This is a genomic window from Billgrantia montanilacus, from assembly GCF_003336675.1.
GTDB classification, from domain to species: Bacteria; Pseudomonadota; Gammaproteobacteria; order Pseudomonadales; family Halomonadaceae; genus Halomonas; species Halomonas montanilacus.
On record NZ_QPII01000004.1, the window covers coordinates 141,855 to 156,556 of the forward strand.

Annotated in this window: 14 protein-coding genes; 6 read left to right on the forward strand and 8 right to left on the reverse strand. The window is 63.6% G+C overall.

Going from position 1 to position 14,702, the window contains the following annotated elements; translation table 11 throughout:
• Positions 1 to 6: 6 nt before the first annotated feature.
• Positions 7 to 1,530 (reverse strand): methyl-accepting chemotaxis protein, encoded by a 1,524-nt coding sequence (locus DU505_RS07640; RefSeq protein ID WP_114478403.1) that lies wholly within the window; start codon positions 1,528 to 1,530, stop codon positions 7 to 9.
• A gap of 256 nt (positions 1,531 to 1,786) precedes the next feature.
• Between DU505_RS07640 and aroQ the strand changes: the two genes are divergently transcribed.
• Positions 1,787 to 2,383 (forward strand): gamma subclass chorismate mutase AroQ, encoded by a 597-nt coding sequence (gene aroQ / locus DU505_RS07645; RefSeq protein WP_245947811.1) that lies wholly within the window; start codon positions 1,787 to 1,789, stop codon positions 2,381 to 2,383.
• A gap of 22 nt (positions 2,384 to 2,405) precedes the next feature.
• Here the strand turns inward: aroQ and DU505_RS07650 are convergent, their stop codons facing one another.
• A complete protein-coding gene (locus DU505_RS07650) occupies positions 2,406 to 3,170 on the reverse strand; it encodes an NAD(P)H-dependent oxidoreductase (RefSeq protein ID WP_114478405.1) in 765 nt (254 codons plus the stop codon).
• A gap of 94 nt (positions 3,171 to 3,264) precedes the next feature.
• On the opposite strand from DU505_RS07650, the gene DU505_RS07655 reads away from it, so the two are divergent.
• Entirely contained in the window at positions 3,265 to 4,164 is a 900-nt protein-coding gene (locus DU505_RS07655) for a LysR family transcriptional regulator (protein WP_114478406.1), read from the forward strand.
• Here the strand turns inward: DU505_RS07655 and DU505_RS07660 are convergent.
• Both DU505_RS07660 and DU505_RS22815 read right to left on the reverse strand, forming a co-directional pair.
• Positions 4,143 to 6,548, reverse strand: coding sequence for a membrane-bound PQQ-dependent dehydrogenase, glucose/quinate/shikimate family (locus tag DU505_RS07660; protein ID WP_245947813.1), 2,406 nt, complete (start codon positions 6,546 to 6,548; stop codon positions 4,143 to 4,145). The genes DU505_RS07655 and DU505_RS07660 overlap by 22 nt on opposite strands.
• A 102-nt stretch (positions 6,549 to 6,650) precedes the next feature.
• On the reverse strand, positions 6,651 to 6,848 hold the full coding sequence (locus tag DU505_RS22815; protein WP_114478561.1) for a helix-turn-helix domain-containing protein: 198 nt from the start codon (positions 6,846 to 6,848) through the stop codon (positions 6,651 to 6,653).
• Between DU505_RS22815 and DU505_RS22820 the strand changes: the two genes are divergently transcribed.
• Together DU505_RS22820 and DU505_RS07675 are read left to right on the forward strand one after the other, a co-directional pair.
• A complete protein-coding gene (locus tag DU505_RS22820) occupies positions 6,772 to 7,083 on the forward strand; it encodes an aminoglycoside adenylyltransferase domain-containing protein (protein ID WP_114478408.1) in 312 nt (103 codons plus the stop codon). The two genes, DU505_RS22815 and DU505_RS22820, sit on opposite strands and share 77 nt — an antisense overlap.
• A gap of 66 nt (positions 7,084 to 7,149) precedes the next feature.
• Positions 7,150 to 8,157, forward strand: coding sequence for a zinc-dependent alcohol dehydrogenase family protein (locus DU505_RS07675; RefSeq protein ID WP_114478409.1), 1,008 nt, complete (start codon positions 7,150 to 7,152; stop codon positions 8,155 to 8,157).
• A gap of 103 nt (positions 8,158 to 8,260) precedes the next feature.
• Here DU505_RS07675 and DU505_RS07680 read toward each other — a convergent pair whose 3' ends face one another.
• The 3 genes from DU505_RS07680 to DU505_RS07690 form a co-directional block, all read right to left on the reverse strand.
• The gene (locus tag DU505_RS07680) at positions 8,261 to 8,797 is read right to left on the reverse strand and encodes a GrpB family protein (protein WP_114478410.1); all 537 of its coding nucleotides are present in this window, start codon (positions 8,795 to 8,797) and stop codon (positions 8,261 to 8,263) included.
• 78 nt (positions 8,798 to 8,875) lie between these two features.
• Positions 8,876 to 9,640: an alpha/beta fold hydrolase gene (locus DU505_RS07685; RefSeq protein WP_181872759.1), complete on the reverse strand. Its 765-nt coding sequence runs from the start codon at positions 9,638 to 9,640 to the stop codon at positions 8,876 to 8,878.
• Between the two features lie 68 nt (positions 9,641 to 9,708).
• Entirely contained in the window at positions 9,709 to 11,325 is a 1,617-nt protein-coding gene (locus DU505_RS07690; protein ID WP_114478412.1) for a bifunctional AfsR/SARP family transcriptional regulator/alpha/beta hydrolase, read from the reverse strand.
• A gap of 214 nt (positions 11,326 to 11,539) precedes the next feature.
• On the opposite strand from DU505_RS07690, the gene mddA reads away from it, so the two are divergent.
• Positions 11,540 to 12,289: a methanethiol S-methyltransferase gene (mddA, locus tag DU505_RS07695; RefSeq protein ID WP_220250458.1), complete on the forward strand. Its 750-nt coding sequence runs from the start codon at positions 11,540 to 11,542 to the stop codon at positions 12,287 to 12,289.
• On the opposite strand, the gene DU505_RS07700 is transcribed toward mddA, so the two are convergent.
• Positions 12,246 to 13,280: an AraC family transcriptional regulator gene (locus tag DU505_RS07700; RefSeq protein ID WP_114478414.1), complete on the reverse strand. Its 1,035-nt coding sequence runs from the start codon at positions 13,278 to 13,280 to the stop codon at positions 12,246 to 12,248. The two genes, mddA and DU505_RS07700, sit on opposite strands and share 44 nt — an antisense overlap.
• 152 nt (positions 13,281 to 13,432) lie before the next feature.
• Here DU505_RS07700 and DU505_RS07705 point away from each other — a divergent pair, with 152 nt between their 5' ends.
• Complete coding sequence (locus DU505_RS07705; protein ID WP_114478415.1) at positions 13,433 to 14,617, forward strand: MFS transporter; 1,185 nt, start codon at positions 13,433 to 13,435, stop codon at positions 14,615 to 14,617.
• Positions 14,618 to 14,702: the final 85 nt, after the last annotated feature.

Sequence of the window (14,702 nt, forward strand, 5' to 3'; positions counted from 1 at the left end):
GACCAATCATGACACCAGTGCGGGAGCATGGAAGGAGGCGGAAGAGGGCGCCTGACCTGCTGGCTGATCGCGCTTTGCCGTGGTTAGCTGGGTATTGCTTTCGTAGAACGTGAACTCGTTGATGGAGGTCATGAGCGAAGTCGCCACTTGTGCCAGATGCTCGGCTAATTGATGGGCATCTTCCAGTGAGTGCGCAGAGTGTTGGATCGAAGACTGCATTTCATTGACGCTAGCGTCGAGATCTTCGATGCCGAGGTGTTGCTGAGAGGTGGCGTGGTCGATCTCGGCGAGGCGTGATGCGACCTCCCTGAACGTTTCCATGACCTGCTGCATGGTCTGGTCGACATCCTGGGTCTGTTGCACGCTGCTGCGTACGCCCGCTTCGGTCTGTTGTACGCGCTCTCGGATCCTGCCGGCAGTGTCGCTGGTTCGCTGTGCCAGTGTGCGAACCTCACTTGCCACCACGGCAAAACCGCGTCCGTGCTCACCGGCCCGCGCGGCCTCAACAGAGGCATTCAGCGCCAACAGGTTGGTCTGGAAAGTAATGTTGTCGATCTCCCCCAGCAGGCTGGAAATGTTTCTGGCATTTTCCTCCAGTAGTTGCATCGCGTCGCGCAGCGAGGCGACCTTTGCTCCACCGCTCTTGGCAGCGAGTTCGGCCTCGCTAGCCAGGTGTCTGGCCAGCGAGGCTTTTTCGGCACTCTCACGGGTCGTCGCTGCCATCTCCGTGGCGGCAGCGGAAACGCGCTCTACCTGTGCGGTATTGTGACTCGCCTGGCTGCGCACGCTGTCGTGAGCCTGAAACAGGCCATCACCCAGCGAATTGACCTGTTTTGCTGCATCGCGTGCCTTGCGTAAGGTGCCGGTCAACTTCTTTTGCATGTTGCCAATGGCGGCAATGGCGGGCCGCCCCAGCTGTGTGGCGGAAAACGGCATGTCTAGCCGGCCTTCGCTGGCGGTTTCGGCGAATTCGCAGACCGTCAGGCTGTCGTCCACCATACGACGCAGCTCACGGGCCAGGAAACCCAGCACCACTACCTGGGCCACCACTGCGCCGGCATGCATCAGCAAGCAGGCAAACAGGCTGGCTTCTTCCCCGTGGCTGCCAATGCTCTGGTAGAGATGGACATGCCCCCCATATTGCAGCCAGGTGAAGAGCACATGATGTATCGCGATGACCAGGCCACCGAAAGCAATGACCCGCCAGTCACTATAGAGGATGAGCACCGCCAGCATGATGAAGATACTGAAGTGCGCCTCGATCATGCCGCCACTCTGCTCGATCAGAAGCATCGATAAGCCCATGAACAGTGCCGCCTTGGTGAAGCCATTGACGACATGGCCGGGCAGTTTCCATTGAACCAGCGCAGCCAGCGGGAAAGCCGTCACTGCAAATATCACGGCAATGCCCAGTGTGCCGGTGGCGAGCCCGACTCCTAGACACAGCAACAGGTGAGCGAAAGCGGGCATCCACATCATCTGATCGGTACGTTGATGATGACGCTGGATGGTAAAGGCTGGCTGAGACATCTGAGTCCCTCTAGCGGTGCGAGTCAGTATTAGCGATTCATTGTATTCAAGGATTTTTGCGTATAATCTTTGTACAATGATGCGTTAACTTCTCTATCGGCCTGGACGGCCTCAACTTTAGTGCTGCGGAACCAGCAGAAGTGGGTTCCGTAGAAGAAGTGTTCCAGGACGCGGGTCTTTCTCGCCTTACGGGAGGCCGATTTCGTTATTCGCTGCCACAATGGCTCGGAACCCCCTGCGAAAGAGAGTTGCCTCGATGCGCCGTTACAGAACAAGGACCCTCGCCTCGTTGCCCGTGATCATGGCTATGGTGGTGCTTCTTCTCCTGGCTGGCTGCCAGACCCAGCCGCCGGAGCCGCCTGACGAGGACAAGCTGGCTATCGACCATATGCTGCAATTGATCGATGAGCGGCTCGACGTGGCGCCTATCGTGGCGCAATCGAAATGGAATTCCGGCGCTGCCATCGAGGCCCCGGAGCGAGAGGCCCAGATACTCGATCAGGTAGAGGAGGATGCGGCGACTGCCGGCGTCGACGAAACCTTTGCCCGGGCTTTCTTCGACAAGCAGTTCTCCGCCAGCAAGCAGATACAGCGGCGGCTGCACCATCAGTGGCTCCAGGAGGGCCGGCCGCCGTTCGCCGACCCGCCCGACCTGGCCGAGGAGGTCCGGCCGGTGCTCGACCGCCTGACACCGCAGCTGATCGAGGCACTGGCCGACATGCAGCGCATCGCCGAGGTCGACGGTGCGGGGCGCTACCTAGAGCGGCGGGCCGCGGAGCTGGTTCAGGACGACTTCGATGGTGAGCCGCGTCAGGTGGCCATTCAGCCGCTGTTGGAGCGGATGGCACCGTGAAGTCGGCAAGGCATGGGGCGTCTCACAGCTGCCAGAAATCGGGATGCCCCGCCTTGAGCATGCCCTGCTCGTCCCAGTCGTCCCAGCCGGCGAAGGAGATCGGCGCCTCATTGTCGAGCCCTTCCAGCCGTTGCGCCCAGGCCGCCTTCTCGGCCTCCAGGCGCTGGCGGAATGTCGCCTCTGCTTCGTAGCTCAGTCCGCCGCCCTGAACGCCGTAGGTGACCTGGGGCGGCAGTACGCTGACGCCGAGGTAGTAGAGTGAATAGTGGATCGGCCACAGCAGCGCCACAATATGGCCGCTGCGACCGTGTCGGGTGAAGGTGGGCGCCGGGGCGCCGGTGGTCACCGAGAGCATCACCCGCTTCTCCGGAAAGCGCCCGCGGTCGTAGCGCATCCGGCCGGAGTAGAGCCCGCCGTAGACGAACACCCGGTCGAACCAGCCCTTGAGCATCGCCGGCTGGGCGTGCCACCACAGCGGGAATTGCAGGATCACCAGGTCGGCTCGCTCGAGCCGCTCGATCTCGCGCTGCACGTCGGCGGGCAGGGTGCCGCTCTCGAAGGCGTGGCGCTGCTCGGTGAGCGGAAAGAAGGTGGCGAGCTCGGCCCGCTCGGGGTAGTGCGCTGCTCCCTCCACCGGATCGAAGCCTTCGGCGTGGAGGTCCGAGACCTCGAGGCTGTAACCCTGGCGTTGCAAGGTCTTGACGGCAACATCTTTCATGGCGCCATTGAAGGAGTGGGGTTCGGGGTGGCAGAACACGATCAGGGCTTGTGGGTGGGGACGACTCATTACAGGGCTCCGGTTCGTTGGCTACGGTGCATGCCCTCAGGCTATGCTGTACGAAAACGAACTAAAATTACCCAGAAATGACAATGAATCTTGCATGAATGAACAGGCTTTGCACTGGGACGACCTGCGCGTGGTACAGGCCATTGCCGAGGCGGGTTCGCTCTCGGGCGCCGGGCGGCGCCTGGGGGCCAGCCACGCCACGGTGTTCCGTCGGCTGAATGCCATCGAGAAGCGCCTGGGCGTGGCGCTGTTCGAGCGCTCGCGTACGGGTTATACGCCCACGGCGGCGGGGGAGGACCTGGCGGCTACAGCCGCCCGTGTGGCGGCGGAGGTGCACGGCGCCGAGCGGCGCGTGGCGGGGCGCGACCTGCGTCTCTCCGGCAGCATTCGAGTGACCACTACGGACACGCTGCTGATGGGACTGCTGTCGCCGATCTTCGCCGATTTCCAGCGTACTCATCCCGAGATCACCCTCGAGATCGCGGTCTCCAACCAGCTGTTCAATCTCTCCCACAGGGATGCCGATGTGGCGGTGCGGCCCTCGTTGTCGCCGCCCGAGCACCTGGTGGGGCGGCGGGTCGGCTCCATTGCCCAGGCGGTCTATGCCCGCGCCGATAACGACAGCGATGCCTGGGTTGGGCCGGATCGCCACCTGGGCTATGCTGCGCTCGATGCGTGGATGGCCGAAAACGGCGCGAACGAGCGCTGCCGCTACCGTGTCGACACCATGTTCGGCATGCTGGCCGCCGCCCGCGACGGGCTGGGCCGCGCCGTGCTGCCCTGCTACCTGGCTGACGCTGAGCCGGCGCTTACGCGCCTCGGTGAGCCGATTCCCGAACTCGCCACCGACCTGTGGCTGCTGACCCACCCCGACCTGCGCCGGGTGGCGCGCATTCGGGCCTTCATGGCTTTCGTGGCGGAGGCCGTAATCACATGCGCATCCTGCCTGGCGGGCCAGCCGGCCAGCCGAGCTCACTCCTCGGGCAGGGCATAGGCCATCACGCTGTCGCCCAGGCTGGTCTCGGCCTGAAAGGCGCCGCCCGCGGCGATCACCACGTACTGGCGCCCCTCGTGCATGTAAGTCATCGGTGTCGCCTGGCCGCCTGCAGGCAGGCGTGCCTCCCACAGCATGTCGCCGGTGGTGTTATCGAAACCGCGAATATAGTCATCCATGGTGGCGCCGATAAAGGTCACACCGCCCGCGGTCGTGACCGGACCGGCGCTGGTGGGCGCCCCCACGGTCATCTTCATGCGTGAGGGGATACCCCAGGGGCCCTGGTCGAAGCTGGTGCCGATCGGGCGCGACCAGACCAGTTCGCCGGTGGCGAGGTTGGTGGCGCTGATAAAGCCCCAGGGCGGGGCAGCGCAGGGCATGTCCAGCGGCGAAAGCCAGGCGCCGCGCTCGGCCGCTACCGGCGCGCCGAGCATGGGTTGCGCTTCCTGATCGATATAGCTGGCATCGACTTCACCGATCGGCGCGATGTTCTCCATTTCGTCGGCTTCCTCGCGGGGATAGAGCACCACCCGCGACGGCATGCGATTGTTATTGACGATCATCATGTCGTTCTCGAGATCGAAGGCGGCGCTACCCCAGTTGATCCCGCCGAGAATACCCGGAAATTGCAGCATTCCGCCGGGATGGTCGAGGGTCGGTGGGGTGAACATGCCTTCGTAGCGCATGCGCTCGAACTGGATTCGGCAGTAGAGATGGTCGATCGGTGTGGTACCCCAGGTGTACGCGCCGGTAAAGTGCTCGACCTCACGGCCCGGTAGTGAGCCGAAGTCGGGCAAGCCTGGCGAGAAGCGTTGCTGCTCCGCCGTCCAGTCGCCTTCGATGGTTCCCTGGGGCACCGGGCGCTCCTCAATGGGTAGCAAGGACTCTCCGGTGGCCCGGTCGAGGACGAACACCTGCCCGTACTTGGTCGCCTGGATCACGGCGGGGCGTGACCCGTCGGCAGTGGGGAGGTCGATCAGTGCAGGCTGAGCACCCAGGTCGTAGTCCCACAGGTCGTGCAGCACCGTGGTGAACTTCCAGCGCACTTCGCCGCTGTCGGCCTCCACCGCTACCAGCGTGGCGGTGAATTCGTCCTCCTCGGGGCGGCGATCGCCGCCGTACTGGTCATTGGTGGGATTGCCGGTGGGCAGATAGACCAGTCCCAATTCCTCGTCGGCCGAGATCGCCGTCCAGACGTTGGGTGTGCCGCGGGGATAGACCTCGTCCTCCGGCGGCTGCTGGTCAGGGGTGGTCCATACCGCGTCCCAGGTCCACTGCCATTCACCGGTGATGGCATCGTAGGCACGCACGGCGCCGGAAGGCGCATCGCGGCGCTGGTTGTCGGTAACCTGATGGCCCACCACCACGATACCGTTCACTACGGTAGGGCCGGCGGTGTTGGAGACCAGCCCCAGCGCCTGTGGGTCCATGCGATCGTTAAGATTCACGGTGCCGTCTTCGCCGAACTCGTTACACGGTGAACCATTCTCGGCGTCCAGGGCCATCAGGCGGCCATCCAGGGTGCCCAGCAGCAGGCGGTGGGGGCACTCCTCAAGGGGCTCAGGCGCTTCGAAATAGGCCACCGAACGGCAGGCAGTCGAGAACACGTGCTCCTGCGCTTCCACCGCCACTTCCGGGTCGAAGTGCCACTGCTGCTCGCCGGTGCCCGGATCGAGGGCGAACACCTGGTTGCTCTGAGTGCAGACATAGAGGCTGTTGCCGATCTTCAGCGGCGTATTCTGGAAGGCGTAGGGGGCTGCATCGCTGGGCGGCTTGTCGCCGGTGTTGAACTCCCAGGCCACCTTCAGCCGATCGGCGTTATGTGGTGTGATCTGGTCGGCCGGCGAGAAGCGCTGGGCCAGGTTGGTGCCGCCGTAGGCAATCCAGTCGGTGTCGTCCGGGGCTCTCTGTTGACGGATCTCCTCGGCGGCTACCGTCGTGGGAGCATCAGGGCCGGAGTCGAAAACGAGCCACAGCACGGACCCAATGTAGCCGGCGATGATCAGCACGCCGAGCAACGGGCCGGCATAGGGCAGGGTGGGCTGGTAATAGCCGCGGCGGTACAACACGGGCAGCAGCAACAGGGCGATGGCCAGCAGGACGGCCATGAACCCGGTACGTGCCATCAGGTCGATGTGCCAGACCGGCATCCAGCCTTTGCTCGCGATCTCCCACAGCGACCAGATGAAGGTGCCCGCCACGGTTACCGCATAGAGCCACACCCCCGATGGCAAACCAAGCATGAGCATGACGGAAGCCACCAGTGTGGCTATGCCGGCCAGGAGAAAGTAGATCGTACCGCCGAGATAGAGCAGGTAAGCACCACCCAGCGACATTGCCAGGCCGAGCAGTAGCAGAACGACGGCGAGAACGGTGACGGCCAAGCCGGCCGCTCCTCGTGAGGAATGCGCATCCATGGCAATACCTGTGATCAGGGGCGTAAGGATTCTGTTCCACTTAGTAACAGAACTCTTATCTACACTAGGTCACCAGGCAGAGGAGGCCAAGGATGTATTGAAATAGCGCCCCGGGCTGGCCCCGAGGCTGCGACGAAAGGCGGCGATGAAGGCGCTCGGCGATTCGTAGCCGACCTCCTGGGACACGACCGTGACCGAACGCCCTGCCGCCAGCATAGGCAGGGCGGCGAGCAGTCTGGCCTGCTGTCGCCAGGCGGCGAAGCCCATACCCGTCTGTGCCTGGAAGCGCCGTGCCAGGGTACGTGGCGAGGCGCCTACCTCCAAGGATGTGGCCGCTGCCTGGGCGCTGGAGCGCCTGCCCCCGGAGCTCCAGGCCGAGATGGCGCTGGCGCGGCGCGGCTATCTTGAAGGGAGCAGTCTCGAAGGAGGCGGTGACGACTGGACGCTGCGCATGCCGCAGTTGGAAGCGCTGGCGGGTTTCATGCAGCGAGCCATTGCTTGACCTGTCGCCGGCATGTTGCGCTAGTCTCTTAGCACGCTCATTTTTAGGATCAAGAAGGAGTACGCCATGAAGGTTGTGACATTAGGCAGTGGTGGTGGGTTGGACCAGCTGCAAGTCGTCGAGCGCGAGGCGCCCGGCGAGCCGGGGCCGGGTGAGATCCGCGTGCGGGTGAAAGCAAGCTCGCTCAACTTCCACGACTACGGTGTGGTATCCGGCATGATCCCCACCGAGGACGGTCGCATCCCCATGTCGGATGGGGCCGGCGTGGTCGAGGCGGTCGGCGAAGGTGTCGATGAGTTCGCCGTGGGCGATGCGGTCGTCTCCACCTTCTTTCCCTACTGGCTCGACGGCCCGGCGCGGGTCGGCGATTTCAAGACCACACCCGGCGACGGCGTCGACGGCTATGCCCGTGAGCGGGTGATCCATCCAACAACCTGGTTCACCCATGCGCCGAAGGGCTACAGCCACGAAGAGGCCGCCACCCTGACCACTGCGGGGCTTACCGCCTGGCGTGCGCTGGTGGTAGACGGCAACCTCAAGGCGGGCGATACGGTGCTCACCCTGGGCACCGGCGGCGTTTCCATCTTCGCCCTGCAATTCGCCAAGGCCATGGGCGCGCGCGTGATCTCCACGTCTTCCTCGGATGAGAAGATCGAAAAGCTCAAGGAGCTTGGCGCCGACCACACCCTCAACTACAAGGCGGAGCCTGAGTGGGGCAAGAAGGTGAAGGCACTGACCGGTGGCCGGGGCGTCGACCACGTGATCGAGGTCGGCGGCCCCGGCACCCTGCCGCAGTCCATCGATGCCGTGCGCATTGGCGGCCACATTTCGCTGATAGGGGTGCTGACCGGTCGCGGTGGTGAGATTCCCACGGCCAAGCTGATGGCCAAGCAGGCGCGCCTGCAGGGGCTGATTGTCGGCAGCCGCATCCACCAGCAGGAGATGGTGCGGGGCATCGAGGCCAGCGGCGTACGCCCGCTCATCGACAGCACCTTCGGGCTTGAGGAGATAGCCGACGCCTTCCGCCACGAGGAGGCAGGTCGCCACTTCGGCAAGATCTGCCTGTCACTCTAGTCGGGTGAGGCCGCGGCCAATTGCTGTAGCGCTTCCTGGGTGGCCGCGTCCGCAGGGAAGAACGACTCGATGGCGAGTTCCTCCAGGGTGATGTCGAGCGATGTCAGCCCGTCTCGACGATCGAGCGCACGAAATCCCCCTTGGCCCGGGTGTAGGCCTCGCGATCTTCCCGGTGGCAGGAGGCCAGTTCGCGCTTCAGGGCGGCGTAGCGTGCGGACAGTGCCGCATCGCTGCGCAGGGTGTCGCGAAAGGCCAGCCGTTTGTTCCACAGGTCACCGTCGTGGACCACTACATGCAGATGGTGGGTGCGCTGGCCGTTGGCATGGCGCATGAACCAGCGGCGGTCGGTCAGGCTGGCGTTGAACTCTTGTGATGTCACGTAGCCGTAATCGAGCAGTGGGTCGAACAGGGCATCGGCCATGGCCATGGAGGCGACACCGGCCATGACGTCGATGATAGGCTTGGCCGGCATGCCGGAAATGGCGGTGCTGCCGATGTGCTGAACGTCGAGCAAATCGTCGGGGAAGCGCTCGAGCAGACGAGTGCGCTCAGCGTCGAAGCGTGCCGGCCAGACGGGATCGTAGTCCATCAAATGCACCGGTTCATCAATGGCCTGTTGCAGCGACTGGGCTTCGTTCATCGGGGCTCCCATAGCCAGAAATTGCCTCTACGAAACCAGGGCTATCAGCGAGGCCTGGAGATCGGCTGTACCTGCGCTTCATACGCTGGCAGGCAATTCGTTGCGCTTGATGTGCGCCAGAATAGCAGGTGCCAATCTTTCGGCAGCGTAGAAAGTCTGAACGTGATCGGCATTGTCGATACGTACCAGGCGTGTCTCGGGAAGCTCACTGGAGAAACGCTCCACCTGCGGCAAGAGGGGATCGTTCTCGCCAACGAACAGCAGGCAAGGGCAGTGCCGCTTGTTGGCGATACCCGCAAGCGCTGGCCGGTCGTATGCCACCGCGGCAGCGAGCGCTTGTGGATCGTTGGCTTGAATTCTCCGTAAGCCACTATCCGTCATGTGGCCTCCCGCGGCCTGCTGCACGAGCCTTGCCCAGCGAGACATGCCGCCGGCGACGCCGGTTCGGTAATGGCTCATGTCCTGGCCATAGGGATGGATGCCGCCAAGGGCCATGGAAAGCAGCCTGTGCGGTGCCGTATCGGCCAGGCCAAGGCCGATCCAGCCGCCCATCGAGTAGCCGAGGTAGTGCACGCGTTCGAGTCCAAGCGTGTCGATGACGGTCAGTATGTCAGCAACGCGATGGCCGAGCTCGTAGGCCGTCGGCGAATGCGGCTTGTCACTGAAACCGTGCCCGCGAGCATCGATCATGATCAGCCGGAAATGACGTCCGAGCCGTTTTACCCAGCCCGCTTCATACCAGCCGGAAATGCTGTCGCTGAAACCGTGCTGAAGGACCAGCGGTGGACCCTCTCCAATTTGCTGAAAGTGAATCTTGACGGGGTGGTTGACGACATAAGGCATGGGGAGACTCCGTTTCATGGGTCAGGAGTCTTGGGATATAAAACCTGTGGCGTCCCCTGGTCGTCCTTTCAGGTGTTGCGAAGCGTTCCTGCCAGAGTGCCTAGAAAAACGTTCAGGTGGTGCAGGAGAGCGCTGGTATCTCCGACCCACCACCAGTGATCGTCACCGGGGAGTTCTACCCATTGTGCGTTAGGAATAGCGCTGGCCAGGAAACGACCGTGCTCGACCGGGACCGCCTTGTCGTCGCGTCGATGCAGCACCAGGGTGGGGCAATCGATCGCTACGAGCAGAGGCCGCACATCGATCGTCTTCAGCGCCTCGAAGACCTGTCTTACCGTGGCAGGACTGGCCGCGAGCCGAAGTGCTCGGGCCCACCAGGCGCGCCGTTCGACATCGTGTGCCCAGCCGGGGGCGAAGCGTTCGATGCAGGCGGGCCCGCCCCAGTCGTCGATCAGTGCGTCGACGTGGGCATCGTAGCTCTCCTGTGGGTAGCCCCATGGGTAGTCGTCCGCTCGTATAGCGCGGGCCAAGGTGCCGTAGAGGATCAATCCTGTGACTCGTGACGGTGAGGATGCGGCCAGGGCAAGGGCAGCCGGGCCGCCCTCCGAAACGCCCAGCAATACCGCCTTCTCGATGCTCTCCGCATCAAGGATGGTCAAGAGGTCCCGCGCCGTATGCTGCGGTGTTGCCGCATAGTCGATACGGTCGGATAGCCCCACGCCACGCTTGTCGAAGCACACCACCCTGGCCATGCGCCCGAGCGCCTGCATGAAACTGGCAAGCTCCGGCTGATCCCAATAGAAATCGAGATGCGATACGAAGCCAGGTAGGGCCACGAGGGTCAGCGGACCCGCCCCATACAACCGATAGGCAACGTGGACTCCGTCGCTGACCACATATCTGACCGGTGTCGGTGCGCTCATCGGCACGATGGGGAGGGGAAAGTCGCCATGCGCAATCGCCTGACGGACCTTCTCGGTGCTCGCCTGTGGCCTGACCCCGAGCTCCCGCATGAGTATTTCGCGACACTCTTCGTACCGGCGTAGGGCGGCTGCAGGTTGCCCTGATTCCGCATGTAGCCGCATCAACAATTGAGAAGTTGGCTCGTGCAGGGAGTCGAGCGCCAGCCTTCGATTTGCATGGGCGATGGCCGCCTCGTAGTCGTCGGCCGCGGCTGCGGCATGCGCCAATTGTGTCAGCGCTTCGCCGAATGCTTGGCGCAGCTCCTCGGTTACCCGTGCCTGCCAGTCTGCGAAGTCCTGACACTCGGGGATATGGAAGCCCAGGAGAAAGTCGTCGACATACAGAGTGCTCGCATGACGTAACGCGGCGAACCCCTCTTTCGTGGATAATCGCCCGCCGTGCCGTTCAAGCAAGTCGCGAAAGGCGACGGCATCGGCCGAGGCCACGACGCTGGGCGCAAGAGCGATGGTTTGCGGTGTCGTGATGAACATGCCGTCGTCGAGCTGACGTACCAGTCGATGCAGGGTACGACGCAAGCAGGCCCGACCGTCTCCGGCGGGTGCCTCGGGCCATAACAGCTCCGCCAGCCGGTCGCGACTGAGGGGCTTGCCGACCATGGCGAGATAGGCCAGCAGCGCCAGCCCCTTGCGCAACTTGATCGGCACGGTTTGGCCTTGTTGTTCCAGACGAGGATAGCCAAACAGGAAAAGGTTCAGCGGCACACTTTCGTCCTCTCAAGATGGCAGTCAGTGAGGCATGGCCAGGAGACGTACAGGCGACGCCAGCCAGGCAAGCTGATGCCGAGTCAGGAGTGGCAGGGCAGGGGTGGCGTCGTTGCGCAGCGATTCATCTCGAGTTTAAACAGTAAACGGCCTTGTCGCGATCCGACTCTCCCATCCTTCAAGGATGCCAATCCATACCAACCAGGAGATGACGATGCGTTGGATAACGATGCTTTATGCAGCAGGAGCCTATCTATTGTTCTGGCTGTGTTCCGTCTATTTGATTGGCTTTACGGCCGATTTCCTTGTGCCTCGAACGCTGAATCGTGGCCCCGTCAGCGAAACGGGGTTGGCACTGCTGATCAATGCCGGTCTCATCCTGCTGTTCGGCGCGCAGCATTCGTTCATGGCGCGCCAAGGCTTCAAGCGCTGGTGTCGGCGCTGGCTGCCGGAACCGATGGAGCGCAGTACCTATGTGCTGCTGTCATCCCTCATGCTTGGCCTGTTGTACTGGGGCTGGCGACCGTTACCGCAAACGCTGTGGCTGGTTGAGGGCGGCGGAGCCGTGGCACTGTGGGTCCTGTTCGGCCTGGGGTGGGCACTGGTGGTACATGCCACCTTCCTGATCAGCCATGGGGAGTTGCTGGGTCTCAGTCAGGCCTATCGACATCTTCGTGGCAGAGCCTTCTGCGAGGTCGGTTTTCGTACGCCAGGGTTGCACCGTATCGTGCGTCATCCGCTGATGTTGGGACTCCTGTTAGCGTTCTGGGCGCCCCCCCACATGACCGTTGGCCATCTGCTGTTTGCGGCTGGCATGACACTCTACATAGTCATCGGCATCCACTTCGAGGAACGTAGCCTGGTCAGGGCCTTTGGTGATCGCTATCTCGCTTATCGGGCCTCGACGCCAATGCTGCTGCCTAGCTTGAAAACACTGCATCGCTGGCGAGCGTCTCGCTCATAGGCTCCCTTTGGGCCGAGGCACTCGGGACAGCATCGATGCCGGCTTCGCGTTGCTGGCGCAGGACGCCGGGCGGGTAGCCGTGGATGCGCTTGAAGGCGCGGCTGAAGGCAGCCGCGCTACCGTAGCCCAGACGAAAGGCCACGGTTTCGATGGGCTGTCGCTCCCGGCCGATCCACTGGGCTGCCAGGCGCATGCGTAGCTCGGTCACGTAGCGGTGTGGCGTCATTCCCGTCACCGCCAGGAAGCGCTCGGCGAATACCGAGCGCGAGCTGCCCATCTCGGCGGCGAGTTCCGCCACCGTCCAGTTGCGCCCCGGCTCGCGATGCAGGGCGGCAATGACGCGGCCCAGGCGTGGGTCGCGCAGCGCCGCAATCCAACCACTGGCATCGCCGCAGCCGCACTCCACCCAGCCACGCACGATGAAGGCGGACACGACGTCGGCGAGCCGAGCCAGAATGGCGGCGAAGCCTGCACGCTCGCTCTTCGCCTCGCGCTCCATCGCCTCCAGCATGGGCAGGATTTCGGGATGCCGTTCCAGCAGGGTGCCGACGTACATCACCTCGGGCATCAATGAGACCAGGGCGTGCATGCTGCCCAGGTCGAACTCCATGCAACCGCTGAAGGTCAGGGCACCATCGAGGGTACAACCCTGCGGGCAGGCGCGGATCGCGCTGACCGCCTCGCACAGTTTGGCGCTCTCGAAGGCGGCGATGTCCAGGGCCGGCTGGTCGGGCGTGGAGAGCAGGGCATGGGGGCCGCCGCGCGGCAGCAGCAGGGCATCGCCCGTCGAGAGGGTATGGATGCTGCCGCTCGGGCTGCGCAGGTAGACGGGGCCGCGCGCCACGAAGTGGAACTGGGCCCAGCCTTCCACCTTGCCGAACTCGACCCCGAGGGGCGGCGAGAGCTGAATGCGGCGGTAGGCAATGCCGCGCAGCCGCATGCCGAGCAGCAGTTCGCTTACCAGGTCGCTGGCTAGTTCCGGCTTTGGCATCTCGCGCTCCTCGCAGTTCGTTACATCGGTTGCTTATATTCGGTTCGGATTAATGATCAAGTATTCAAGAGTATCTAGCATAGATCGTCCGATGCGACTCCTCTAGTCTTCTCGTTCCTGACGAACGCTTCTCTAGGAAAGGAGAACGAACGATGAACGAGTTGTCACAGCGGGCCAGGCCCGCTTGGGGGGCGGTCATCTCGATGGCCCTCGGCGTGTTTGGGCTGGTGACGGCAGAATTCCTGCCCGCCAGCCTGCTCACGCCCATGGCGGCGGACCTGGGCATTACCGAAGGCATGGCGGGCCAGGCGGTAACGGTCACCGCGGCGGTGGCTTTGTTGACCAGCCTGCTGATCTCCACCGCCACCCGGCGAATCGACCGGCGTTATGTCCTGCTGGGATTTTCGATGCTGCTGGTGGCCTCGAACCTGGTGGTGGCCTTCGCACCGAGCCTGACGATCCTGCTGCTCGGGCGTGTGCTGCTGGGGCTGGCCCTGGGTGGTTTCTGGACCATGTCGATCGCCACCATGATGCGTCTGGTGCCCGAGGACCTGGTACCGCGGGGGCTGTCGATCATGTTCAGCGGCGTTTCTGCGGCGACCATTGCCGCTGCACCACTGGGCAGCTACTTCGGCGATCTGCTCGGCTGGCGCGATGTGTTCCGCATGGCGGCGCTGCTGGGGCTTCTGGCGCTGGCAGTGCAGTTCATGACCCTGCCGCGCATGGCGCCGACCGGCCTGACTCGCCTGCGCACCCTGTTCGACGTGCTGATGCGGCCACGAGTCGGCCTGGGCATGCTGGCCGCAGCCCTGGTCTTTACCGGTCATTTTGCCTTCTTCACCTACATCCGCCCGTTTTTGGAGACCGTGACGGGCGTTGGTGTGAACGGTGTGGCCGCCATCCTGCTGGGTTTCGGCGTGGCCAACTTCGTGGGTAACTACCTGGGCGGCTGGATGGTCGAACGCAGCTTGCGCCTGACCATGATCGCGATGCCGCTGCTGATGGGAACGCTCGGGGTATCATTGGTGTTGCTGGAAAGCACGCCGGCCACCGATGCCGCGCTGGTGGCAATGTGGGGGCTGGCCTTCGGCGCCATCCCGGTGGCGTGGTCGACCTGGCTCACCCGCACGGTACCCGACGAAGCCGAAAGCGCCAGCGGCCTGCTGGTAGCCGCCATCAACTTCGCGATTGCCACCGGTGCCGCCATGGGCGGCCTCATCTTCGATCTGGGCGGCGCCCTCAACGTATTCGCCGCCAGCGGTGCCGTACTGTTGCTTGCCGCGCTGATGATCGTGATGGGAGTGAGAACGCGGCCATTGGCTACGGCCCGGCCCTGAATACAGTTTAAATGAAGGCGGCCCGCTTCCGTGGGCCGCGTTTTTGCCATTGGTCACGTTCGCTGCTAGCGTGGGGTAACAGAAG

Coding starts and splice junctions, on each gene's coding strand:
- DU505_RS22815 (WP_114478561.1), bottom strand. CDS start 6,848: ATGGGCTTCGCCGCCTGGCGACAGCAGGCCAGACTGCTCGCCGCCCTG.
- DU505_RS07655 (WP_114478406.1), top strand. CDS start 3,265: ATGAATGAACAGGCTTTGCACTGGGACGACCTGCGCGTGGTACAGGCC.
- DU505_RS07705 (WP_114478415.1), top strand. CDS start 13,433: ATGAACGAGTTGTCACAGCGGGCCAGGCCCGCTTGGGGGGCGGTCATC.
- DU505_RS07650 (WP_114478405.1), bottom strand. CDS start 3,170: ATGAGTCGTCCCCACCCACAAGCCCTGATCGTGTTCTGCCACCCCGAA.
- mddA (WP_220250458.1), top strand. CDS start 11,540: ATGCGTTGGATAACGATGCTTTATGCAGCAGGAGCCTATCTATTGTTC.
- aroQ (WP_245947811.1), top strand. CDS start 1,787: ATGCGCCGTTACAGAACAAGGACCCTCGCCTCGTTGCCCGTGATCATG.
- DU505_RS07685 (WP_181872759.1), bottom strand. CDS start 9,640: ATGCCTTATGTCGTCAACCACCCCGTCAAGATTCACTTTCAGCAAATT.
- DU505_RS07700 (WP_114478414.1), bottom strand. CDS start 13,280: ATGCCAAAGCCGGAACTAGCCAGCGACCTGGTAAGCGAACTGCTGCTC.
- DU505_RS07675 (WP_114478409.1), top strand. CDS start 7,150: ATGAAGGTTGTGACATTAGGCAGTGGTGGTGGGTTGGACCAGCTGCAA.
- DU505_RS07640 (WP_114478403.1), bottom strand. CDS start 1,530: ATGTCTCAGCCAGCCTTTACCATCCAGCGTCATCATCAACGTACCGAT.
- DU505_RS07680 (WP_114478410.1), bottom strand. CDS start 8,797: ATGAACGAAGCCCAGTCGCTGCAACAGGCCATTGATGAACCGGTGCAT.